The organism is Microvirga sp. GN3 (assembly GCF_055792825.1).
The window spans coordinates 35,338-58,152 of sequence record NZ_JBVVAK010000026.1; the positions used below are offsets into that span (position 1 = coordinate 35,338).

Below are 22,815 nucleotides of genomic sequence, written 5' to 3' on the forward strand. Positions count from 1 at the left end.
GCGCCCCGCTTAGATCGTTTGCGGCAGGTACCCGAACATCGATTTGGTTTCGAGAAACTCTTCGAAACCGAACCGTCCCCATTCGCGCCCATTGCCCGATTGTTTATAGCCGCCGAAAGCGGCCGCATTATCACCCCGGAAGCCGTTCAGATGGACCATGCCGGCTCGGATGCGACGCGCCACCCGGCGCGCTCGTTCAATATCGCCTGATGTCACGTAACTCGAGAGACCATAGACCGTGTCATTGGCGATCCGGATCGCATCTTCCTCATCCTTGTAAGGCATAATCGACAGGACAGGTCCGAAGATTTCCTCTCGCGCGATGCTCATGTCATTCCGCACATCCGCGAACACGGTCGGCCGCACGTAATAGCCGCGATCAAATCCGGCCGGGCGCCCGGGGCCACCTGCCACAAGGGTCGCTCCTTCCTTGATTCCTGCTTCGATCAGGCTCTGGATTCGTGCGAATTGGATTTGGCTCACCACGGGACCGATGGTAGTGGATGGGGAGCGTGGGTCGCCCACGATCGTCTCCTCGGCGATGCGTTTTGCGATCGCTGCGACTTCGTTCCGACGGTTGAACGGGACGAGGAGGCGCGTGGGCGCGTTGCAGGATTGCCCACTATTCGCAAAGCAGGCCCGAACACCATGCGTGACGGCTGCTTCAAAATCCGCGTTCTCGAGCAGAATATTCGGCGACTTACCACCGAGTTCCTGATGAACGCGTTTGACCGTATCGGCGGCCGCCTTCGCGACGAGGGTTCCGGCGCGGGTCGAGCCGGTGAAGGACACCATGTCCACATCTGAGTGGCTTGCAAGGGCCTGCCCTACATGAGGACCGTCGCCGTTGATCAAGTTGAACACTCCTGCCGGGACGCCTGCATCGTGCAAAATCTCCGCAAATATCGCTGCGGAGAACGGGGCAACTTCACTCGGCTTGAGTATCATGGTGCATCCGGCCGCAAGAGCTGGACCGACCTTGCAGGCGATCTGGTTCAAGGGCCAGTTCCAAGGCGTGATAAGACCGCAGACCCCGATCGGTTCCCGGGCGATCACGGTCGCATTGATCACCTCGTCGAACTCGTAGGTTTTCAGAACATCGATGGCACGCTGGAGATGACCAAGCCCGGCCGGTACGTGGCGCTCACGTGCGAAAGCGAGAGGCGCCCCCATTTCGGTCGAAATCGCCTCGGCCAGCTCTTCGCTGCGTTGGCGATAGAGGATAATGATCCGGGTGAGCAGATCCAGACGATCCTCGCGGCTGACATCGCTATAGGTTGCAAACGCCCGCCGTGCAGCAGCGACCGCCATGTCTACGTCGGCTGCGGTGCCGGCAGAAACCGTCCCGGCGATTTCCTCGGTGGCAGGATTGATTACGTCGATGAGTCCCTGTTCAGTGGGAGGAACCCATTGCCCGTCGATATAAAAGTGATGGCGATGCAGCACGATTGCCCTCCGTCTTTCTGATCCGCAGGTCTCAATTCATCTGCCTGACGGCAAGGCGGATGCTATCGATCGTCTGTTCAATCTGCTCTTCCTCGATGATGAGTGGTGGAGACAGGACAATCATGTCGCCCGAAGCTCTGACGAGAACGCCATTCTCGTAGCACATCTGCGCGCAAAGATTGCCACGTGCTCCCGGCTCGCCCGTCCGGGGTGCCAGTTCCACAACGCCGAGAAGCCCGATATTCCGGATATCCGCAACGTGGGTCTCGTCACGCAGGCTGTGCAGCGCTGCTTCCCAAATGGGAGCGATAGCAGCACTCCGCTCGAAAAGACCCAGATCTTGATACACGTCCAAGGCAGCAAGGCCGGCGGCGCATGCGAGAGGATGACCCGAATAGGTGTAGCCATGGAAGAGTTCAATGGCCTCTGGCGGCCCGGCCATGAAGGCGTCGAACACGAAGTCTCGGAGGATGACGCCACCCATCGGGACTGCCCCGTTGGTCATGCCCTTGGCACAGGTGATGATGTCCGGTCTCACACCGAGTGCCTGAGCGGCGAAGGGCTGCCCTAGGCGCCCGAATCCGGTAATGACCTCGTCGAAGATGAGCAATATCCCATGACGGCTGCAGATGGAGCGCAACCGCTCAAGATATTGCAGCGGCGGCGGATAGACGCCTCCCGAGCCGATGACAGGCTCAACGATCACCGCTGCGACGGTCGCGGGATCCTGGATCTGCAGAAGGCTTTCGAGTTCGTCCGCATAGTGGGCACCTGTTTCAGGATGGCCCCGCGAGAACCCCATGGTAGAGCGGTCATAGGGTAGAGACAGGTGGGCCACATCCGGGAGAAGGGGGCCGAAATCCCGTTTGTGGCGTCCGATGCCGCCGACGGAGAGACCGCCGAAACCCATGCCGTGATAGCCTTTGGCCCGCCCTATGAATTTGGTGCGCCCCGCATCCCCGCGGGCGCGATGATAACCGCGGGCGATCTTGAGCGCGCTGTCGACCGCCTCAGAGCCGGAATTGGTGAAGAACACGTGCTCGAAACCCTCGGGGGCCATGTCGGTAAGGCGACGGGCGAGCTCGAATGCACCCGGATGGCTCATCTTGAACGAGGAGACGAAGTCAAGACGGCCTGCAGCCTCGCGGATGGCCTCGACGATCCGCGGCTGGGCGTGACCCGCGTTGACGCACCACAGTCCGGCCATGGCATCGAGCACGCGGCGGCCATCCGCCGTAGTGTAGTGCATTCCCTCTGCGCCGACGAACATCATCGGGTTCGCCCGGAACTGCCGCATGGCCGTAAAGGGCAACCAATAGGTGTCGCCCACATCGTTGGCGAACGGATGGGCAGCAGTCTGTGGCGAGGCTGTCATTGGCGTGCTCCTGGGACAGGATTAGCTTTGTAGCGGATTATTGGACTTTATTCAGATGAAATACACTTGCGTTTAGCCCGGATCTGAGTTGTCGCGCGACCGGACCTGGCTCGCCCGCTCAAGGTGCCGTCGCAGCAGGACTGAAGCGACTTCGCGCTCGCCTTTGGCCAAGTAGTTGAGAATTTCTATATGCTCGCGGCAGTTGATCACGACGCGCTCGAACCCGAACTTCCAGTCGTATTGGGAAAAGCGCCTGAGCTGATTCTGGTGGCGGATGGCGGAGTGGATGAAGCGGTTTCCAGAGGCCGCGGCCAAGCCTTCGTGAAAGGCGGCGTTCATTTCAAAGAACGCGATACTGGAGGTTTCCTGCCACGGGCGTTCGAGCGTCTCTGCGTGGCTCCGACGCATGTCCTCGATCCATTGCGGTTCGAGCCGGAAAGCCGGTTCCAGAATTCCCATTGGCTCAACGAGCAGACGGAAGCGGTAGCTCTCGTCGCGGGCCGCAGGATCCCGGAACCCGGTTACAAATCGCCAGCCATAGCCCGGCTTGCGCTCGACCATCTCGAGATCCGACAGGCGAGACAGGACGCGCTGGACCGTCGGACGGTTCAGACTATAGCGCCGCATGATCTCGACTTCCGAGAAGTCCTGGGGGAGTTCGCCTTTCCGGCGATCGCGGGCGATCTGCACCAGCCACTCCTCGTCCATGTCGGAAGTGGCTATGGCAGGGGCCTGCTCCGGAAGGGCGACGAGTTCCATCCCCCGGTTCGGGCGGCGGGCCAGAATCCCCTGATTCTCCAGGTGCTGGAGGGCGCCTCGGACGGGGGTTCGTGACACCTCGAGGCGTTTCGCCAAACTGTTCTCGTTCAGCAATGCCCCGACCTGCAGTCCGTCCTCATTCACGAGGCGGACGATCCGGTCGGCCAGATCCTGCTGCAAACGGCTCGGCTGGTACACGCTGAAATTTCCTATTGATTGTATTCTCTCATGATGAAATACAATAAGTCCAGTCGAATTGCCAGAGTCAAAGAAGAGGCTTTCCAGATGGTCCTGCCCTGTCCGCTCATCGAGGTGTCCGGCTCCCCCCGTGAACGCGGGCGCCAATACGGGGAGCAGGCTGTCGCCAGGATTCGGCTCGGGATCGATCATTATTCCTCGCAGATCGCCAGTCACAAGCTCACCGGGGACGACATCAAGGCCCTTGTGGGCAAGTTCGAGCCCGCCATCGACCGGTTCGACCCGACTTATCTTGAGGAGATGCGTGGTATTGCCGAGGGTGCTGGGGTCGCGCTGGAATCCATCGTGCTTCTGAATGCCCGGACTGAAATCCTGAAACTGTCCCGGCGCCCTGCCGCCGAGTGGGATGCGCTCGATGACGAGCCGGATGGATGCACCGGCGTCGTCGTTCTGCCCGAGGTGACGACGGAGGGGCGTCTCATTCATGCGCAGAATTGGGACTGGAAGGCCGAATGCGCCGAGACCGCGGTGGTGCTCAAGATCAGGCGCGAGGATGGCCCCGATATTCTGACCTTCACGGAGGCGGGGGCGCTGGCGCGGTCCGGATTCAATGCAGCTGGGATCGCAATTACCGCAAACTATCTCGAAACTGATCGTGACTATCAGCGACTGGGAGTCCCCCTCGCGCTGATCCGCCGAAAGGTTCTGGAGCAGAAGCAAGTGGCGGCCTCGATGCACGCGGTCTACACGACGCGGAAATCGGCGGCGAACAACATGATCGTCAGCCAGGCCAACGGCATCGCGATCGATTTCGAGTGCGCGCCCGACGAGACGTTCCAGGTTCTGCCCGAGCGCGGCCTCATCGTGCACGCCAATCACTTCCAGAGCCCGGTGGCACTCACCAAGCTCAGGGACACCGGGATCGCCAACACGCCGGACAGCCTCTATCGCGATCTGCGCGTCCGGGCCCTGATCGAGCCGCATCTCGGTAGCGTGACGCGCAACGTCGTCAAGAATGCGCTGTTCGATGACTTCGAGTCGCCCTGGTCGGTCTGCCGGCCGCCGCGCAAGAATCTCGGCAGCAACCTGAGCGCGACAGTGGCGATGATCGTCATGGAGCCGATGCTCGGCCTCATGGAGGTCGCCATGCTGCCGGCACTGAATCAGACCTTCACCGAGTACAAACTCGACATGGAGATTCAGCGCCCGACCATAAAGGCGCACTTCGAGGCGGCCTCAGCCGCACCGTATGTGAAGGCGATTTAAGCAGCCGTCATGAGCTGCAACGACAAAGAAAACGAAATGGGAATCAGGATAAACGGAGGATCATGATGACAGTGAAGGCAACAACTCTTTTGGCAGGCTGCCTGACAGGAGCCTTGATGGCGGTGGCGCTTCCGGCGTTGGCCCAGCAGACCCCACTGCGGATTTCCCTCAACGCCGACATCCGCAGCACCAATCCCGGCGTCAACCGGGACGACAACACGGACGCAGTGGTTCTGCATGCTGTCGAGGGGCTGGTCGCCTACGGTGAAGATTCGAGCATCAAGCCCCTTCTGGCGCAGTCGGTGTCGGTTTCCGAGGATGGTCTCGCCTATACGTTCAAACTCCGCAACGGCGTCAAGTTCCACAATGGCGCTCCCTTGACCGCCGAGGATGTCGCCTGGAGCTGGAAGCGCTATACGGATCCCAAGACGGAATGGCGTTGTCTCTCCGAGTTCGACGGGCGCGGCCGGTCGAAGGTGCAGGCGGTCGAGACGCCCGATGCCCAGACGGTCGTGTTCCGTCTCGACAAGCCGGACGCTCTGTTCCTCGCGACGTTGGCGCGCACGGATTGCGGCATGACCGGGATCATCCATAAGGATTCCGTGAAGGCTGACGGATCGTGGGACAAGCCGATCGGAACCGGTCCGTTCAAGCTCGAGGAATGGCGCCGGGGCGAGTTCGTCAAGCTGTCCAAGTTCGATGGCTACGCGAACCCTGCCGAAGGCAAGATCGATGGCTATGCCGGCTCGAAGCGTCCACTCGTGAACGAGGTCCGTTTCGTTGTGGTCCCGGACAGCGCGGCTGCCAAAGCGGCGGTGCTGAGAGGCGACATCGATGTCGTGCCGGATATCGCCAATGCTGATGTGAAAGAGATCAAGGCCAACCCGTCGCTGGGCATCTCGATTGCCCAGAACATGGGTCTGAGCACGTTGTTGATCCAGACGCGGGATCCGCTTCTGTCGAATGTCAAGCTGCGGCAGGCCATTGCTGCGGCCCTCGACACACCCCAAATTGCCAACGCCGTCACCGAAGGTCTGGCAAAGCACAACAACTCGATCGTGCCCTTGAGTTCGTCTTATCACACCGCAGCTCATGACAAGGGCTACACATACGACCCCGAGGCTGCGCAACGGCTTCTGAAGGAGGCCGGCTACAAAGGTGAACCGATCGTCATCCTCACGAACAAGCGCTACCCTCAGACCTTTGCATCTTCGGTGCTCATTCAGGCCATGCTGCAGGCGATCGGGATCAATGCCACCCTCGAGGTTCTGGAATGGGGCACCCAGCTCGATCGGTACAACAAGGGCAATTATCAGGTTATGGCCTTCCCATACTCGGCTCGCCTCGACCCGTCTTTGAGCTATGACTCCGTCATGGGACCCAAGGACAAGCAGCCCCGTAAGGTCTGGGACAATCCCGAGGCGCAGGCTCTGCTCGAAAAGTCGATGACAGTCTCCGACAAGGCCGGGCGTCAGAAGATCTTCGACGAGCTGCATGCCCGCTTCGTGAAGGAGGTGCCCTTCGTGATGCTCTATAATGGCATCGAGGCCAGCGCGTATCGCAAGAATATCCAAGGCTACAGCGCCTCCGTCCTGTCCAAGCCACGGGCCTGGGAAGTGCGCATCGCCAACTGATCGGGTTGCGTTCTGATACTGATCGGCCGCCGTCGACAGGCGGCCGATCGACGACATCGATGCAGGCTCTCACGCGGGCGTCCTTCATGAACCAAGCTGTCACGCCGATGCCAACCGATCAGGTCCGTCCGGAGGATCTCGGGCGGCAGATCTATGATCGGGGTCGTACGACGGTATTCGCGAGCAGACGCGATCCGCGTTTTTCCTATTGTCTGTATGTGCCGCCGGATCTGGGCCGAGGCAGTGCTCCGGATCTCGTCATCGCGATGCACGGCACAGGTCGGGCATTCACGACCTATCGCGACGCCTTCGCCGAGTTCGGCCGCTGGAACAACTGCATCATTCTATGCCCGCTCTTTCCCGTGGGTGTACGAGGTGACGGCAATCGCGACGGTTTCAAGTACATGCAGGAGGCCGAGATCCGCTATGACGACGTCCTTCTGTCCATTGTGGAGGAGGTTGGCGATCGCTACGGCCTGGATGTCACGCGCTTCGCGCTGTTCGGGTTCTCCGGCGGCGGCCACTTCACCCATCGCTTTCTCATCCTACACCCCGATCGTCTTTGGGCAGCTTCGATAGGGGCTCCAGGTTCGGTGACGCTCCTCGATCCGACGCGTGACTGGTGGGTTGGTGTCCGCAATGTCCGGGAGCGGTTCGGCATCACGGTCGACGTGGCTGCCATGCAGCGCGTGCCTGTGCAGATGATCGTGGGTGCCGCCGACCTCGAGACATGGGAAATTACGCATCGAGAGGGCAGCCCGCACTGGATGCCGGGCGCAAACGATGCCGGATATACGCGCCCGGAGCGGCTCGACAGCCTGCGTCGCTCCTTCGAGGCATCCGGCATTCGCGTTCGCTTCGATCTCGTGCCGAACGTGCCGCATGACGGCAAACGGGTTGTGTCGCAGGTGCAGGACTTTTTCGCAGGCGTCCTGAAGGACAGGCGCTCGGCGAGGACGGAACCGGGTGTGATGCAGGCGCGATGACACCCTTAGCGACGGCTTGGAGAGGGAGAAAGGAAACGCGATGCTGCGCTTTATAGCCAGACGGATTCTCATGGCGGTTCCAACGCTCTTCATCATGGCGGTCTCGGTCTTCGCCCTCATCCGCTTCATCCCAGGCGATCCCGCGGCGCTCATGCTCGGCGACATGGCCGACCCGGCAAGCCTTGCAGATCTGCGGGAGAGGTTGGGACTTAATGAGAGTCTGCCGGTTCAGTTCGCGATCTGGTTCGGCAACATCTTCCAGGGTGATCTCGGCCTTTCGATCACATCGAGCCAGCCGGTCCTGCCCCTCATCCTCGACCGCTTCTGGATCAGCGCCAAGATCGTGCTCATTGCCGTCCTGTTCGCCACCCTGATCGCCGTGCCGGCTGGGATGATCGCGGCCTGGCGTCAGAACAGCCTGACCGACCTTATTCTGATTGGGACAGCGACGCTCCTGTTGTCGATTCCGACGTTCTGGCTGGGGCTTCTGTTGCTGATCCTGTTTGGACTGAAGCTCGAATGGCTGCCCATCGTCGGCTACGTGTCGTTTTCCGAGGATCCGACGGCAGCACTGCTCTACATCATCATGCCTGTCGCGACTCTGTTCCTGCACGAGATGGGCGTGCTGATCCGCATGTCCCGCGCGAGCACGCTCGAAGTCCTCCGGCTCGACTACATCACCCATGCTCGGGCCAAGGGCCTCTCCGAAGGCGCGGTGCTGATGCGTCATGCCTTCAAGAATGCCTTTGGTCCGACATGGACACTCATCGGGCTAGTCCTCGGAAATCTCCTCGGTGGGATTGCAGTCGTTGAGACCGTGTTCACGATTCCCGGTCTCGGCCGCCTTCTCGTCGACTCGATCTTCGCACGCGACTACCCGGTCATCCAAGGCTGCCTGCTTTTCATCGCCTTCGTCTATGTTGTCGTGAACATTATCGTCGACCTGCTTTATCCCGTATTCGATCCGAGAGTGACAGCCGAATGAGACTTGCTGCTCCCAATGCCATTCTTGGTGGTCTGATCATCGGCATTCTCGGCGTCTGCGCCCTGTTCGGGGCGCTCTGGACACCTTTCGATCCGTTGAAGATCAATTTCGCGGCCCGCCTCCAACCACCTGGGCCCGTGTACTGGCTCGGGACCGATGAGTTCGGCCGGGATGTCCTCAGCCGATTGATGGCGGCTGCCGCGACAAGCGTGTGGATCAGCCTTGTTACCGTGACGACGGCGATTGCGGTCGGGACGGTGATCGGCATGCTGACGGGTTATCTGCGCGGCTGGACCGACCGGATTCTTATGGCCTTCAACGATGCCCTGTTGGCCTTCCCGGGCATTCTGCTGGCTCTTGGTCTTCTCGCCGTCATAGGCGCCAACAAGTACGGCATCATCCTGGCACTGGGGCTTGCCTATGCGCCTTCAGTAGCCCGCGTCGTGAGGGGCACCGTCCTGTCTCTGCGGGAAAAAGAATATGTCGATGCATCGAGGGTGATGGGAAATTCCGAAACCTATACCATGGCGCGGCATATTCTACCCAATTGCATCGCTCCTCTAACGGTGCTCGCCACGTCCATGTTCGGCTGGGTACTCCTTGCGGAAAGTGCCCTGAGCTTCCTTGGTCTGGGCGTGCCGCCTCCGGCTCCGACTTGGGGCAACATGCTGGCCAGCAGCCGTTCCTTCATCGCCCAGGCTGTATGGCTCGGTATCTTCCCCGGCCTGTGTATCTCGTTGACACTACTCGGCATCAACCTGCTCGGCGATGCCGTGCGCGACAAACTCGATCCGAGAATGCGAGGAGTCTGATCATGACCAGGACCGAACTGCTCCAGGTCGAGGGACTGAACCTCGTTGTTGCGCAAGCAGGGCTCGAAGTTGTCAAGAACGTGAGCTTTTCCGTCGCGCCGGGCGAGATCGTCGGCATTGTCGGCGAGTCCGGAAGCGGAAAGACGCTCGCGGCCCGTGCCATCATGGCCCTTGAGCCGCCAGCGATCCAGAGGACTGCCGGGAGCATCCGCTTCGAAGGAAAAGACCTTGACCAACTCTCGCCGAAAGAATTGCGGCGCTTGAGGGGGGCACGCATCGGGATGGTGTTCCAGGAGCCCATGACCTCGCTCAACCCGTCGATGCTCATCGGCCGGCAACTGGACGAGGGTCTGGCGCTTCATCGCGATCTCGATGCCAACGAGCGCAGAGAGCTCATCCTCAGCATGCTCCGGAGGGTCGGAATCAAGGATCCCGAGGGAGCACTCGAAGCCTATCCGCACCAGTTCTCCGGCGGCATGCGTCAGCGGATCATGCTGGCTTCGGTCATGCTTCTTCAGCCGGCTCTTCTGATTGCCGACGAGCCAACGACAGCACTGGATGCTGTTGTTCAGCGTGACGTGCTTGAGCTCATGGTGGAGCTCACACGCGCCCGAGGGACGGCAGTGCTCATGATCAGCCATGATCTCTCGATGGTCGCTCGCTACACCGATCGCATTATCGTCATGTGCAAAGGCGAAATCGTCGAGCAGGGGGCCACGCAGGATCTGCTGCGCCATCCTCGGCATCCCTATACGCAGAAGCTGCTGGCTGCGATGCCGCGACGCCTGCCCAAGCGCGATCTCTCTGCTTCCGTCGAACCGGTTGTGGAAGTGCGCGATCTCGTGGTGGAGTATCGCGGACGACAGGGCTTCTTTCGCAAGGAGCCCGGTAAACGGGCGCTTCACGGCGTCAGCTTGGCAATCAGACCGAGGGAAGTCGTGGCGCTGGTGGGAGGATCCGGATCTGGCAAGACGACGCTGGGTCGCACGATTGCCGGCCTGCTCGATCCCACAAACGGCGACATTCGCTTTGCCGGGCGTCCCGTTCGCCGCGGTTCCGAGGGTTGGAGCAACTATCGCCTTAACTGCCAGATGGTGTTCCAAGACCCGTATTCCTCGCTTGATCCACGCATGACGATTGCAGACCTCGTCCGCGAAGCCCTGCGTCTGGTGCCGGAGATGGGGCATCGCGAGAAGATGGATCGGGTGCGCGAGATCCTGCATGACGTCGGTCTCGGCGATCAGTTCTCCGGGCGTTACCCCCACGAATTGTCGGGCGGGCAACGTCAGCGGGTCGCGATTGCGCGTGCTTTGGTGCGCAGGCCCGCATTTGTCATCGCCGATGAGCCTGTCTCTGCCCTCGACGTCACGGTGCGGGCCCAGGTCCTTGACCTGTTCGCTGACCTGCAACAGCGGCACGGCTTTTCCTGCCTCTTCATCAGCCACGACCTTGGGGTCGTTGAGCAGATCGCAGACAGGGTCATCGTCATGCAGGATGGCCGCATCGTGGAAGAGGGGGATCGCGATACGATCTTTGATCAACCGCAGGATCCTTACACTATCAAACTCCTTTCCGCGATCCCGGCGCTTGAGGCCACGGCAAACGGTGGCGTTCGACTGAGATGGCGTTTCGACGATGTGCCCAACGGTTTTGTGGCCACGGCATGAGCACTCAGGCCCGAGTTTCGAAGGGACCGGCTCACCCAGCTGAGGCTGAAAAGGCTGCCAAGGTAACAGACTGGCTATGGGCCTGCTGCCCCACGAGCCTGATCTGAGCCCCCAAATCAGTAATCGATGGCCATGCTGCCCCGTTGTGAGCGGTCAGTTAGGTCTTCCCAGACCCGCTAGCGCATTGGCGGTGTGAGGTGTGAGCAGACCTTGATTTAGGCGATTCTACTTCGCGGGCTGACGCGACTTAGGTCCTTCATCCCAACTAGGCTCAGTCGGTGGGCCTCGGCAGCTTCCTATCGGCGCTGATTTGTGCGTTAGACTTTTGGGTAACAGGAGAGCGATTATAGGTTTCGGTATCCATTTCTGGCCTACTTTATGCCAGTGCCGACAATAGTTGCAGATCCATGTGCCGTCTAATGCCTACCCGATGCTATTCTCCAGGAAGTATGCTGTGAAATTATTTTCCTGGTACAGGAGCGCGCTCGCCCGCAATCCCGTTTTGAACGTTCTGGTTCTGGCTGCGTTCTTCAATCTGTTTTGTGTCGCTCTCATTTTCGATGAACGGCAAAATGCCCTCATTCAGGCAAAGGGGTCATCAGGAAATATTGTTGCGGCTGTCGGAAGGGACATCTCCCGTAACATCGAGATCATCGATCTGACGATCCAGAAGATTATTGATCGGATCAAGCAGCCTGACTTTGCTCGACAGGGGTCTGATCTTCAACGGCAGCTGCTGTTCGATCAGGTTGCCACGGCACGGTACTTTGCAGCGATCGCTGTAGCGGATCAAACCGGAAAACTAACATATCACTCCCGTCTCACTGATCTGAATGTCATCAACGTGGCAACAAACCAATACTTTACGGCCCACCGTGATCATCCAGATACGGGACTCTACGTTTCGCTCCCCATCAAGAGTTCGGTGGATCTTGGGTGGGCCATCGTCTTTAGCCGGCAGCTATCCCACTTGGATGGTAGCTTTGCCGGGATCGTCTACGTGGCTCTGAGCCTCGACTACTTCACCGATCTGTTTCGCAGGATGGATCTCGGACCAAATGGCTCCATGGCCCTCATACGCCGAGATGGAAAACTGCTTGCGCGGGAGCCTTTCAATGAAAGGCAACTCGGTACGGATATCAGCACGACGGATATTTACCGTCAATTTTCTATGGAACGGTCAGGGTCGTTCGAATCCCACGCTTCACCGCTCGACGGCATTCCGCGTCTCTATACATTTGCCCAGATCGGGGATTTCCCGTTGACGATCAGCGTGGGGCGCACCCTTCGAGACGTCTATGCCGCCTGGTGGCGCCGCGCCTTCACGATTGGCATTATCGTCGTGGCTCTGGCTGGGGCCATGATCGCCTTGGCCTTCAATCTGCGGCGGGAGTTCCGACGCAGGCAGCTAGCCCATCAGGAATCCTTGCATAACGAAGCGCTCTTTCGTGGAGCGATGAGGGGAGCTGGCATCGGAACGGCTCTTCTGAATCTCGACGGGACCGTGTTCAAGGTCAACCCGGCCTTTTGCCGTCTCTTCGGTTTCGCGGCGGATGAAATGTTGTCGAAGACAGTGGCTGTCGTGCTCCACCCAGATGATGCACCTCCGGACGATGGTCCTCTCCTGAGGGGAGAGATTGACTTCGCCGAGAGCGAGCGTCGTTATCTCCGCAAAGATCGCACGGAGGTGTGGGTTCTGCGCTCATCTTCGCTGGTACGTGATGAGGCCGGGAGACCGGCTTATCTGATTGTGCAGTTTCAGGATATCACCGCACGACGAGAAGCTGAGGAGAAGCTCAGATACAGCGCAACCCATGACGAACTGACAGGGCTTCTGAATCGGGCAGCCTTCGAGCAAGAGCTTGAAGAGGCCGTCGTGGAGAGTCGTCGGAGTGGGATCAGCCATGCTCTTGCCTTCCTCGATCTCGATCGCCTGAAGATCATCAACGACACGGCAGGCCACGTTGCCGGCGATGCGCTGTTGCAGGGAGTGGCAGGAGCCTTGCCGACCTACCTTCGTAAGGGTGACATTATCGGTCGCCTCGGTGGAGACGAGTTCGGCATCATTCTTCTCGGATGCTCGCTCGACGATGCAACCGAGATCCTTGAGAGGCTCAACACGGCTGCCAGCGCCATCCAATTTCCATGGGATGATCGCAGCTATAAAGTTGGGGCAAGTATCGGGGTAACCGAGATTTCGTCCGCGTCGCGCTCGACGAGTGCTCTGCTGGCTCAGGCCGACATTGCTTGCCTGACGGCTAAAATGGCAGGACGGAACCGGGTCAGCCTCTATCGGCCGGAGCAGAGTGATGCTGTTGATCGCCATCGTGAAATCGCGGTCGCCGCAGGGATCAAGGAGGCCATAGAGGAGGATCGGTTACGCCTCTTCGCTCAACGGATCGTGGCCTGTGCAGATACGTCCCTCGAGCGGTATGAGATCGTGGTCCGGATGGCCGACAAGGGCGGGATCATCATTCCTCCATCCGTCTTCATTCCAGCTGCGGAACGATATGATCTCATCGGGGCGATCGACCGCTGGGTGGTGCGGAAAACTCTGAGCCTGGTTGGAAAAGCCCTGGCACCGGATCGGGAAATTTGCATTCATGTCAATCTGTCGGCGGCTTCGCTGGGGGATCCCTTTTTCTTGACCTACGCCCTTGAGGTTATTGAAGACAGTGGTGTCCCACCGGAGATCCTGGTCTTCGAGATCACGGAGACCGCCTTGGTCAGCAACATGGCCCTGGCCATATCGACCGTTGGCAAGCTTCGGGAGATAGGGTGCCAGATTGCTCTCGATGACTTCGGCGCAGGCCTGAGTTCATTCAGGTACCTGCGAGAGTTCCCGGTCGACATCGTTAAGATCGACGGGAGCTTTGTCCGCAACATGATCGCCAGCTCCGTCGATCATCACATCGTCAGATCGATTCATCAGGTCGCTCGTGAACTCGGTGCCCAGACAGTGGCTGAGTTCGTCGAGGATCAGGCGACCTTCAACATGGTCTGTACGATGGGGATCACATTTGCTCAGGGCTATGCGATCCACAAACCTCAACCGTTCGAAGCCGTAGTTGCAGCTGCCAAGATAAAAGACGAGGTTTAGCCGCCGGCATGACACCGCTGGGTTCTGTCGCGGCTGATTCTTCTCTTTGCCCGAAGCGAGTTTTCCATGCCGACAAAGGATACTGAAACATCGGACAGGTCGGAATCCTCCCTGTCTCCCTTCCGGCATCGGATCTTCCTGGCTGTCTGGCTTGCAAGCCTCGCCTCCAATTTCGGAGGGCTGATCCAATCGGTTGGTGCGGCATGGCTGATGACGTCCATCGGCGCATCGGCTGATCTGATCGCCCTGGTGCAAGCCTCCACGACTCTTCCAATTATGTTGTTCTCGCTCATGGCGGGCGCCATCGCAGACAACTTCGACCGGCGCAAGCTGATGCTTGCCTCGCAGATCTTCCTGTTGGCCGTGTCGGTGGCCCTGACGCTGTCCACTTACTTCGGCTTGATGACACCCTGGCTCCTGCTCACCTTCACCTTCCTGGTCGGCTGCGGCACGGCATTCAACGGGCCTGCCTGGCAGTCGCTGGTGGGCGAGATGGTGCCCCGCTCCAGCCTGCCCGCGGCGATAGCCCTGAACAGCATGGGCTTCAACATCGCACGCAGTGTCGGACCGGCCCTCGGGGGAATCATCGTCGCGGCAGCGGGCGCCTTCGCCGCCTTTGCTGTCAATGCACTGAGCTATCTCGGGTTGATTACCGTTCTGGCACGGTGGCAGCCTGCCAGCGTGCCCAGGACTTTGCCGCCCGAAACTCTTGGCAGCGCCATGGCAGCCGGGATCCGGTACGTCGCCATGTCCCCCAATCTCGGCGTGGTGCTGTTGCGGGGAGCGGTCTTCGGACTCGCCGCTATTGCAGTCCAGGCCCTGATGCCGCTGATTGCCCGCGACCTGATCCATGGAGGTCCGCTCACCTACGGTCTTCTGCTCGGCGCTTTCGGCGCCGGCGCTGTCGGCGGTGCGCTTATCAGTGCACGCCTTAGACGGGCCTTGTCGCTCGAAGCCCTTGTTCGCATCGCTTTCGTTGGTTACGCCATCTGTGCGGCTGCGGCAGGATTGAGCGCCCTTGCGCTTCTGAGCATGGTCGCGATGGCGTTGGGCGGGGCTAGCTGGGTGCTTGCGCTCTCCAGTTTCAATGCAACCGTGCAGCTGTCCTCGCCACGCTGGGTCGTCGGACGGGCCCTCGCGCTCTACCAGATGGCGACCTTCGGCGGGATGGCCTTCGGCAGTTGGATCTGGGGTGTGGCGGCCGAGCGCTTCGGGACGGCGAACGCTCTCCTCATTGCGGCAGGGGTGCTGCTGGTCGGTGCAGCGCTTGGGCTGCGGTTTACGCTGCCTGAGCTGAAAACGCTGAACCTCGATCCGCTCAACCGTTGGACAGAGCCCAATGTCGCCATCGACGTCCGCTCGCGCAGTGGCCCGATCGTAATCACCATCGAGTACGTAATCCGCGAGGCAGATGTAGCGACGTTCCACGCCGTCATGGCGGAGAGACGGCGAATCCGGCGACGGGACGGGGCGCGCCATTGGACGTTGTTACGAGACCTGGAAAACCCCGAAATCTGGATCGAACGCTATCACAGCCCGACATGGCTGGAATACGTGCGGCATAACCAGCGCATAACCCAGGCCGACGCCGCCGTCGGTGAGCGCCTCCGCGCCCTGCATCAGGGGCCTAACAGGCCCTCAGTCCGACGTATGATCGAGCGCCAGACAGGCTGGCTGGCACTCAGTCCTGGATCTCAGGCCCATGAGATTGCCGACCCGCTCACAGACCCGACACGTTCGTCCTGACCTCATGCCGCCGACCGCCGCTTGTTGACAGGTGAGGCGTCGGAGGATCACGATTCCCGCGTGGGAACTTGTTGACGGGAATGGCCACGGTGGACGGCTTCCATATGGTCGCCCGTGTTCCCGGCGGCACGCGGGTCTAGCGGAGGTCGAGCATCATGAAGGCGATGAACGAGAACCACTTAGCGATCCTGCGGCGGCATATGGTCGAGATGATCGCCATTCACACCGACTTAGCGAGCGATGAGATCGGCAAAGCTGTGTTGGATGAGCGTGTGATGGCCGCGATGCGGAAAGTGCCACGGCATCTCTTTGTCCCGCCCGCTCTTGCGCCTTTTGCCTACCAGGACACGCCTCTGCCCATCGGCTTCGACAAGACGATCTCGCAGCCATTCATTGTGGCGCTCATGACCGATCTACTGTCCCCACAACCAAACGACACGGTGCTCGAGGTCGGAACCGGGCTAGGATACCAAACGGCGATCCTGGCAGAACTTGCAGGTCAGGTCTGGACCATCGAGATTGTCGAAGAGTTTGCCAGCCTCGCGCGGGATCTCCTGCACCAACTCGGCTATGCTACGGTTGAGATCCGCGTGGGAGACGGATCCCGCGGCTGGCGCGAGCATGCCCCCTTCGACAAGATCTTGGTGACGGCTGCGGCTGAGAGAGCGCCTGATGGGCTACTTGCCCAACTCAAACCAGGCGGGCGCTTGGTGATGCCCCTGGGCCCGGAAGAGATGCAGCGACTCACGATCATCGACAAGGACGAAGACGGCCAGACACGAACCGAGGACCTTCTTCCGGTTCGCTTCAGCCTGCTAGAGACGGTTACCTGAGGCATGCCCGCCAAGTGGCTCCGCCCTTCCTCTGGCCCTGGTTCCCGGAGCCATGAAGCGTCGCGAATGCGCTCCCCAACCTGCAGAAAGAGAGTTCGCTCTAACAGAGTGAGATTAGTGACGGTGTCACTTAACTCCGTCCAAGGCGAAGTAGGTGCGGATCACCTGGCTGTCGTCCGCGTTGCCGTCACCGCGCCCGGAGGCTGCGAGGAACATCTGATGGGCCGCCGCGGCCAGGGGAAGCGCCGCCTTCGTGGCCCGGCCGGCATCAAGTACAATGCCGAGATCCTTGACGAAGATGTCGACCGCGCTGGTGACCTCAGGGTCTGATTGCAGCATCCGCGGTCCCCGGTCCTTGAGCATCCAGCTCGAGGCAGCGGAACCGCTCATGATCTCCAGCAGGATCTTGAGGTCGACTCCCACCTTTGAGGCCAGGGCAAAGGCCTCCGCGACAACGGCGATGTGTACACCGCAGAGGAGTTGATTGACGGTCTTCACCATGGCGCCTTGGCCAGGACGTTCACCGACATGAAAAACCTTGTCGCCCAGTGCGTCGAAGAGGGGCTTTACGACACCGAATGTGTCGCGAGACCCAGCGGCCATGATGGTCAGCGTCGCGGCCGTGGCTCCTGCGACGCCTCCCGATACAGGGGCGTCGATCAGCCGTCGTCCGGCCTTGCGCACCCGCTCCTCGATTGCTTCCACGGCTGCAGGAGGACAGGTCGCCATCAATGCGATTACGCCATCGGCTTGCAGGGCCTCCAAAGCCCCGCCTTCGAAGAGCACGGCTTCGGCCTGGGCCGCGTTCACCACCATCAAAATCAGGACATCTGCCCCGGTAGCCGCCTCCTCGGCAGTTCCCGCGCGCTTTCCTCCAGCATTCTCGAGCGCGTTGAGTGCATTGGCACTCAGGTCGAACCCCGTGACGGTGAGTCCTTTCTTGACAAGATTCGATGCCATCGGCAGCCCCATGGCGCCAAGGCCGACAAAAGCAACGCGGGTCATGTCGTTCGTTCCCTCATCGATGGTGACCCCTTCATCGGCTTGATAGCCGAAGGGATTGGGGTGTCCTATTTAGGACACCCCTTAGCTTAGTAAATCGTGAGCGCGGGAATGTAGCTCACGGCAAGAAGGACCAGCATGGCGACGCCGAAGAAGGGCCAGAGCTCGCGGGTGGTATCGGCCAGAGACGATCGTGCGATAGAAGAGGAGATGAACAGCGTGGTCCCGATCGGTGGCGTGTAAAGTCCGATGCCGAGATTCAGCACCATAATGAGGCCGAGTTGCACCGGATCCAGCCCGATCGTTGCCGCCAGTGGAACGAAGATCGGCCCGAGGAGCAGGATGGCAGGTGGAAGATCGAGCGGCATGCCGACGATGAGGAGCAGGATATTCATGGCCAGGATTACCAGCAGAGGATTGCTGATCGTGGCCGATACCCAATCGGCGAAGCGGGTCGGCACTTGGTCGAAGGTCAAGATCCAACCGACGATGGCGCTGCCCATGATGACGAGCATGACGACACCGGTTGCAATACCGGACTCGATAAGGCTGTGATGGAAGCGCTGCCATGTCAGATCGCGATAGAAGAGAGCGCTCAGAGCAAGCGCATAGACAACAGCCAGCACCGAGATCTCGGTTGGCGTGGCAATGCCGAAACGCAATCCGAGCAGGATCAGAATGGGCATAAGAAGGGCAGGGGCACTCAGAACGGCAAGCCTGAGAAGCTCCATTCTCCCGACGGTCGGATCTTCTGAGTGGATGCCGCGCCGCCTCGCAATCCAGCTGCAGGTCAGGATGAACCCGCCTGCCATAAGAATGCCCGGGAGGATTCCCGCCGTGAACAGATCGGCGATGCTGGTGCCGCTCACGAGGGAGTAAAGGATCAGCGGGATTGAAGGTGGAATGAGGATATCAATCACCGCGGATGTCGCGTTGTTGGCGGCGCAGAGCCCGGCGGGATAGCCCTGCCGCTTCTGCCAGGGAATAAGAACCGAGCCAAGGGCGCTGGCATTGGCGACTGCACTCCCGGACACGCCGCCGAAGACGACCGATGCCACAACGGTGGTCGAGAGCGGTCCTCCGCGCCAGCGCTGCATCGCCTTGGTGGCGAAGGACAGGAGTTCCTGTCCCAGCTTGCCGCCGAGCATCAGGCTGCCGGCCATCATGAAGAAGGGCAGGGCAAGCATCGGGAAGGACTGCGTCTGCTGATACATCTGCTGAGCGACGATCATCAGCGGAAGCTCTCCCTGCCAAGCCAGCGTCGCGCCGGCCGCGATGACCAGGGCGTGTCCAACCGGGATCGCCAGCAGCATCAGGATCGTGAAGACAACGACGAGAACGATGCTCATATGCCCGTCTCCTCTGGATCTGGGGTCGGCATAGCCTCCGGGCCGAGCATGGCAACCCGGAGCGCAAGCGCGAAGGTCGTGAGAATGACAGCAGCACAGCCGAGTGCGAGCGCATAATAGCTGTAGCTGCTGGACAGGCCGAGCACAGGACTCGTCTCGATTGACACGATATCGGCGACCCCAATCGCCTCCCAGCCGAGAACAGCGTATGAAGCGATAATGATCGCGTGGCCGAAGAGGAGCATGACGCGAGCTCCGTTTCGGCTCAGACGGGAGAGAACGGATTCCACCGCCATGTGGCCGCCCTTCTGAACGGCGAGCGCCACGCCTGCCATGATGAACCAGGGAAAGAGGCGTTCGGGGAGTTCCTGGGCAAAACGAAAGCCACCGCTCTCCAGAACATAGCGGGCGACGACGTTCGCTGTGAGGATCGCAAGCAGCGCGATCCCGGTCAGCAAAATGACCGCTCGGCACATGAGACCAACCGCACGGTCGATAACATTGGCCACGGCGAGCGCGCCGCCCCCCGTGGCCAACTCTTGCTCGTGGTGGGGAAGCGGCGCGACGCGCGTCATGACCTTAACTCCGGGCGGTTTTCGCGAGCCGGTCGACGAAGTCGCCGAAGGGCTTGGCGCGCCAGGTCTCGACCACCTTGGCGGAAGCTTCCCGGAAGGCTGGCCTGTCGACCTCGTTGACGGCAAGCTTCGGATTGGCCCGGAACTCGCTGTTGTACTTGGCCTCATTCTCGGCAAACAGCTTGCGCTGCAGGTCGCCGGCCTCCTTGGCAGCAGCCTTGATGATATCTCTGTCGGCGGCAGGCAGCCGGGTCCAGGTGATTTGCGACATCAGGAACGGAGAGCTCTCCCACTTATGGCCGGACAAGCTGATGAACTTGTTCACCTCGTAGAGCTTCGAGCTTGCAATATTGGTCAGCGGGTTCTCCTGGCCGTCGACGACACCCTGTTGCAGGGCGACATAGAGCTCGCCGAAGCTGATCTGCTCGGTTCCCGCACCAAGGGCTTGGAAGATATCGATCGTCATGGGATCCGGCGGGGTGCGGATCTTCAAGCCCTTCAGGTCCGCCGGCTTGACGACCGGCCGCTTGCTGTTGGTGATGTGGCGGATGCCGTTGTCCCACCAGCCGAGGGGCACCATCTGGACCTTGGAGAAGCGCTGCGCCAGTTCTTCGCCGATCGGGCCTTCCAGAACCTTGAAAGCGGCGGCGCTGTCTTCGAAGAGGAAAGGCAGGCCGAGAGCCGCGATCTCCGGCACAAGAGCCGAAGTCGAGCCCTGGCTGTTGACGGTCATGTCGACTGCGCCAGTTCGCAAACTGGTCAGCAGGGACTGCTCGTTGCCGAGCTGCTCGGATCCGGCCACGCGAACGCTGATACGCCCGCCAGATCTTTCCTTCACCAACTCGCCGAACTTCTCTGTAGCGATGCTCCGCGGGTTACCGGGGGCTGCGTTGTGGCCAAGGGTCAGATTGGTTGCTGCCGTTGCGCCGCGTGTGAACGTGAGAATGGCCGGTGCCGCGAAGGCACCGGCAATCAGGGTACGGCGTGAAATCGAGTTCCTCATGTGCGTTCTCCTTCTGGATCCTGCCCGTTGGCCGGGCTTTTTGATCGTTATGATAATGGACAGCGCCTCCTCGGATGCGCCTGAACCTCGGAGCGGCCAGCCGCTCCGAGGATCGTTGTTCTAAAGCCAGCCCTTGACGCTGCGGATGACGGAGCTCGTAGAAAGGCCGTAGCGGTCGTGAAGCGTCGGCAGGGCGCCGGCATCCAGGAATTCGTCGGGCAGGGCGATCTGGCGGAACGCCGGCGGTATGACGCCGGAGCGCATCAGGAGTCCGGCGACAGCCTCTCCCAGGCCACCGACGATGGTGTGATTTTCCGCAACGACCACCATGCGGCCGGTACGAGACGCCTCTTTGAGAATCGTCGCCTCGTCGAGCGGCTTGATGGTCGGCACATGCAGCACACCGACATCGATGCGATCGTCGGAAAGGGCTTCGGCCGCCTCGAGCGCCCGCATCGTCATCAGGCCGGATGAGATGATCAGCACATCATTGCCGTCCCGCAGCGTCTTGGCTTTCCCGAATTCGAACCTGTAATCGTACTCGTCGAGAACGAGCGGCACATTTCCGCGCAACAGGCGCATGTAGACTGGACCATTATGGGCTGCAATGGCCGGCACCGCCTGCTCGATCTCGTGAGCGTCGCACGGATCGACGATGGCGATATTCGGCATGCCCCGGAAGATCGCGATATCCTCTGTGGCCTGATGGCTCGGTCCGTAACCGGTCGTCAGGCCGGGCAGGGCGCACACGATCTTCACATTGAGGTTTTCCTCGGCGATCGCCATGCAGATGAAATCGTAGGCCCTCCGCGCCGCAAAGACCGCGTAGGTCGTTGCGAATGGCATAAAGCCTTCCCGCGCCATCCCGGCAGCCGCGCTGATCAGGAGCTGTTCGGCCATGCCCATCTGGTAGAAGCGGTCGGGATGCGCCTTGGCGAAGACGTGCAGATCCGTGTACTTCGCGAGGTCCGCCGTCAGCCCCACGATCTCCGGACGCGTCTCGGCCAGCGCAGCAAGCGCGTGGCCGAACGGGGCTGGTTTCGTGCGCTGGTCCGGGCCGGCGAGCGACGCAATCATCGCGGATGTCGTCAATCGCGGCTTGTCGGCCGTTCCTTGTCCCCCTTCGCCCTGCTCTCCGAGCCAGGCCGGTCGCGTGTATTTCGAGCGCCTCATGATGTCCTCCTGGCGTCAAGCAGTTCGATGGCCTTTTGCCATTCATGTGGCTCCACCCGCAGGAAGTGGTTGCGCTCTCGCTCCTCGAGGAACGAGACGCCCTTGGCCATCTTGGTATCGCAGATGATGATGCGGGGCTTCGGATCGGCGAGGTTTCGGGCTGTGTCGAACGCTGCCACGAGAGCATCGATGTCGTTGCCGTTCACGCGCTGCACATGCCAGCCGAACGACTCGAACCGCGCTTCCAGCGGCTCGAAGCCCGTGACCTGCGAGGCCGGCCCATCCGCCTGCTGGTTGTTGACATCGATGATGCCGATCAGGTTGTCGAGCTTCCAATGGCTGGCTGACCAGGCTCCTTCCCAGATGGAGCCCTCGCCGAGCTCTCCGTCGGAGAACAGGCAATAGACGAAGGAATTCGATTTCTTGCGCTTCAATCCGAGGCAGAAGCCAACGGCAAGCCCTAGGCCGTGGCCGAGCGAACCGCCCGTGATCTCCATCCCCGGCGTATAGGCCGCCATGCCGGACATGGGCAGACGGCTGTCGTCGGTTCCGTAGCTCTCAAGCTCGTCTTCCGGGATGATGCCGGCTTCGATCAAGGCTGCGTAAAGAGCGATGGCATAATGGCCGATCGAGAGCAGGAACCGATCGCGCTCCTCCCATTCCGGATCCTCGGGTCTGTAGCGCATGGCGTGGAAATGGGACACGGCCAGGACGTCGGCGACGCCGAGTGCCTGGGCAATGTAGCCCTGACCCTGCACTTCGCCCATGCGCAGCGCATTGCGGCGGATGCGATAGGCCCGATCCACAAGGGATACGTTGGACAAGGCAGCCTGCGGCATCGCTTTGCTGGTGCTCGTGGTCATCGATCTCTCCAGGTTTGGGCGCGAACGGATTGGCGCCCCATGT

General features: G+C 60.6%; 18 protein-coding genes. 9 read left to right on the forward strand and 9 right to left on the reverse strand.

Annotated elements, in window-relative coordinates; genetic code table 11:
- Nucleotides 1-9: 9 nt before the first annotated feature.
- From ACS5Q1_RS14680 to ACS5Q1_RS14690, 3 genes are all read right to left on the reverse strand, one after another.
- Nucleotides 10-1,446 (reverse strand): aldehyde dehydrogenase family protein, encoded by a 1,437-nt coding sequence (locus ACS5Q1_RS14680; protein ID WP_473098892.1) that lies wholly within the window; start codon nucleotides 1,444-1,446, stop codon nucleotides 10-12.
- Nucleotides 1,447-1,477: 31 nt separating this feature from the next.
- Nucleotides 1,478-2,821: an omega-aminotransferase AptA gene (gene aptA, locus ACS5Q1_RS14685; RefSeq protein ID WP_473098893.1), complete on the reverse strand. Its 1,344-nt coding sequence runs from the start codon at nucleotides 2,819-2,821 to the stop codon at nucleotides 1,478-1,480.
- 72 nt (nucleotides 2,822-2,893) lie between these two features.
- The gene (locus tag ACS5Q1_RS14690; protein ID WP_473098894.1) at nucleotides 2,894-3,778 is read right to left on the reverse strand and encodes a GntR family transcriptional regulator; all 885 of its coding nucleotides are present in this window, start codon (nucleotides 3,776-3,778) and stop codon (nucleotides 2,894-2,896) included.
- Between the two features lie 87 nt (nucleotides 3,779-3,865).
- Here ACS5Q1_RS14690 and ACS5Q1_RS14695 point away from each other — a divergent pair, with 87 nt between their 5' ends.
- From ACS5Q1_RS14695 to ACS5Q1_RS14735, 9 genes are all read left to right on the forward strand, one after another.
- A complete protein-coding gene (locus ACS5Q1_RS14695) occupies nucleotides 3,866-5,044 on the forward strand; it encodes a C45 family autoproteolytic acyltransferase/hydolase (protein WP_473098895.1) in 1,179 nt (392 codons plus the stop codon).
- 62 nt (nucleotides 5,045-5,106) lie between these two features.
- A complete protein-coding gene (locus ACS5Q1_RS14700; RefSeq protein WP_473098896.1) occupies nucleotides 5,107-6,678 on the forward strand; it encodes an ABC transporter substrate-binding protein in 1,572 nt (523 codons plus the stop codon).
- 107 nt (nucleotides 6,679-6,785) lie between these two features.
- Nucleotides 6,786-7,664, forward strand: a complete 879-nt coding sequence (locus ACS5Q1_RS14705; RefSeq protein WP_473098927.1) for an alpha/beta hydrolase family protein — start codon at nucleotides 6,786-6,788, stop codon at nucleotides 7,662-7,664.
- A gap of 40 nt (nucleotides 7,665-7,704) precedes the next feature.
- Nucleotides 7,705-8,649: an ABC transporter permease gene (locus tag ACS5Q1_RS14710; RefSeq protein WP_473098897.1), complete on the forward strand. Its 945-nt coding sequence runs from the start codon at nucleotides 7,705-7,707 to the stop codon at nucleotides 8,647-8,649.
- Nucleotides 8,646-9,461 (forward strand): ABC transporter permease, encoded by an 816-nt coding sequence (locus tag ACS5Q1_RS14715; protein ID WP_473098898.1) that lies wholly within the window; start codon nucleotides 8,646-8,648, stop codon nucleotides 9,459-9,461. The genes ACS5Q1_RS14710 and ACS5Q1_RS14715 overlap by 4 nt, the downstream gene beginning before the upstream one ends.
- Before the next feature lie 2 nt (nucleotides 9,462-9,463).
- On the forward strand, nucleotides 9,464-11,128 hold the full coding sequence (locus tag ACS5Q1_RS14720; RefSeq protein ID WP_473098899.1) for an ABC transporter ATP-binding protein: 1,665 nt from the start codon (nucleotides 9,464-9,466) through the stop codon (nucleotides 11,126-11,128).
- Nucleotides 11,129-11,582: 454 nt separating this feature from the next.
- Nucleotides 11,583-14,228, forward strand: coding sequence for an EAL domain-containing protein (locus tag ACS5Q1_RS14725; protein WP_473098900.1), 2,646 nt, complete (start codon nucleotides 11,583-11,585; stop codon nucleotides 14,226-14,228).
- A gap of 66 nt (nucleotides 14,229-14,294) precedes the next feature.
- Complete coding sequence (locus ACS5Q1_RS14730; RefSeq protein ID WP_473098901.1) at nucleotides 14,295-15,974, forward strand: MFS transporter; 1,680 nt, start codon at nucleotides 14,295-14,297, stop codon at nucleotides 15,972-15,974.
- Nucleotides 15,975-16,129: 155 nt separating this feature from the next.
- Nucleotides 16,130-16,807: a protein-L-isoaspartate(D-aspartate) O-methyltransferase gene (locus ACS5Q1_RS14735; protein WP_473098902.1), complete on the forward strand. Its 678-nt coding sequence runs from the start codon at nucleotides 16,130-16,132 to the stop codon at nucleotides 16,805-16,807.
- Nucleotides 16,808-16,933: 126 nt separating this feature from the next.
- On the opposite strand, the gene ACS5Q1_RS14740 is transcribed toward ACS5Q1_RS14735, so the two are convergent.
- From ACS5Q1_RS14740 to ACS5Q1_RS14765, 6 genes are all read right to left on the reverse strand, one after another.
- Nucleotides 16,934-17,812: an NAD(P)-dependent oxidoreductase gene (locus tag ACS5Q1_RS14740; protein WP_473098903.1), complete on the reverse strand. Its 879-nt coding sequence runs from the start codon at nucleotides 17,810-17,812 to the stop codon at nucleotides 16,934-16,936.
- A gap of 86 nt (nucleotides 17,813-17,898) precedes the next feature.
- Nucleotides 17,899-19,158, reverse strand: coding sequence for a TRAP transporter large permease (locus ACS5Q1_RS14745; protein WP_473098904.1), 1,260 nt, complete (start codon nucleotides 19,156-19,158; stop codon nucleotides 17,899-17,901).
- Nucleotides 19,155-19,733: a TRAP transporter small permease gene (locus ACS5Q1_RS14750; protein ID WP_473098905.1), complete on the reverse strand. Its 579-nt coding sequence runs from the start codon at nucleotides 19,731-19,733 to the stop codon at nucleotides 19,155-19,157. Before ACS5Q1_RS14750 ends, ACS5Q1_RS14745 begins: the two co-directional genes overlap by 4 nt.
- Before the next feature lie 4 nt (nucleotides 19,734-19,737).
- Entirely contained in the window at nucleotides 19,738-20,736 is a 999-nt protein-coding gene (locus ACS5Q1_RS14755; protein ID WP_203442646.1) for a TRAP transporter substrate-binding protein, read from the reverse strand.
- A 120-nt stretch (nucleotides 20,737-20,856) separates the two neighbouring features.
- Nucleotides 20,857-21,909, reverse strand: a complete 1,053-nt coding sequence (locus ACS5Q1_RS14760) for a transketolase family protein (protein ID WP_473098906.1) — start codon at nucleotides 21,907-21,909, stop codon at nucleotides 20,857-20,859.
- Nucleotides 21,906-22,772: a transketolase gene (locus tag ACS5Q1_RS14765; RefSeq protein WP_473098907.1), complete on the reverse strand. Its 867-nt coding sequence runs from the start codon at nucleotides 22,770-22,772 to the stop codon at nucleotides 21,906-21,908. The genes ACS5Q1_RS14760 and ACS5Q1_RS14765 overlap by 4 nt, the downstream gene beginning before the upstream one ends.
- Nucleotides 22,773-22,815: the final 43 nt, after the last annotated feature.

What these genes read in the sequence shown, in the direction of transcription:
- ACS5Q1_RS14720 (WP_473098899.1), top strand. Translation starts at nt 9,464, where the DNA reads ATGACCAGGACCGAACTGCTCCAGGTCGAGGGACTGAACCTCGTTGTT.
- ACS5Q1_RS14715 (WP_473098898.1), top strand. Translation starts at nt 8,646, where the DNA reads ATGAGACTTGCTGCTCCCAATGCCATTCTTGGTGGTCTGATCATCGGC.
- ACS5Q1_RS14765 (WP_473098907.1), bottom strand. Translation starts at nt 22,772, where the DNA reads ATGACCACGAGCACCAGCAAAGCGATGCCGCAGGCTGCCTTGTCCAAC.
- aptA (WP_473098893.1), bottom strand. Translation starts at nt 2,821, where the DNA reads ATGACAGCCTCGCCACAGACTGCTGCCCATCCGTTCGCCAACGATGTG.
- ACS5Q1_RS14730 (WP_473098901.1), top strand. Translation starts at nt 14,295, where the DNA reads ATGCCGACAAAGGATACTGAAACATCGGACAGGTCGGAATCCTCCCTG.
- ACS5Q1_RS14755 (WP_203442646.1), bottom strand. Translation starts at nt 20,736, where the DNA reads ATGAGGAACTCGATTTCACGCCGTACCCTGATTGCCGGTGCCTTCGCG.
- ACS5Q1_RS14760 (WP_473098906.1), bottom strand. Translation starts at nt 21,909, where the DNA reads ATGAGGCGCTCGAAATACACGCGACCGGCCTGGCTCGGAGAGCAGGGC.
- ACS5Q1_RS14700 (WP_473098896.1), top strand. Translation starts at nt 5,107, where the DNA reads ATGATGACAGTGAAGGCAACAACTCTTTTGGCAGGCTGCCTGACAGGA.
- ACS5Q1_RS14735 (WP_473098902.1), top strand. Translation starts at nt 16,130, where the DNA reads ATGAAGGCGATGAACGAGAACCACTTAGCGATCCTGCGGCGGCATATG.
- ACS5Q1_RS14745 (WP_473098904.1), bottom strand. Translation starts at nt 19,158, where the DNA reads ATGAGCATCGTTCTCGTCGTTGTCTTCACGATCCTGATGCTGCTGGCG.
- ACS5Q1_RS14740 (WP_473098903.1), bottom strand. Translation starts at nt 17,812, where the DNA reads ATGACCCGCGTTGCTTTTGTCGGCCTTGGCGCCATGGGGCTGCCGATG.
- ACS5Q1_RS14710 (WP_473098897.1), top strand. Translation starts at nt 7,705, where the DNA reads ATGCTGCGCTTTATAGCCAGACGGATTCTCATGGCGGTTCCAACGCTC.
- ACS5Q1_RS14750 (WP_473098905.1), bottom strand. Translation starts at nt 19,733, where the DNA reads ATGACGCGCGTCGCGCCGCTTCCCCACCACGAGCAAGAGTTGGCCACG.
- ACS5Q1_RS14705 (WP_473098927.1), top strand. Translation starts at nt 6,786, where the DNA reads ATGCCAACCGATCAGGTCCGTCCGGAGGATCTCGGGCGGCAGATCTAT.
- ACS5Q1_RS14695 (WP_473098895.1), top strand. Translation starts at nt 3,866, where the DNA reads ATGGTCCTGCCCTGTCCGCTCATCGAGGTGTCCGGCTCCCCCCGTGAA.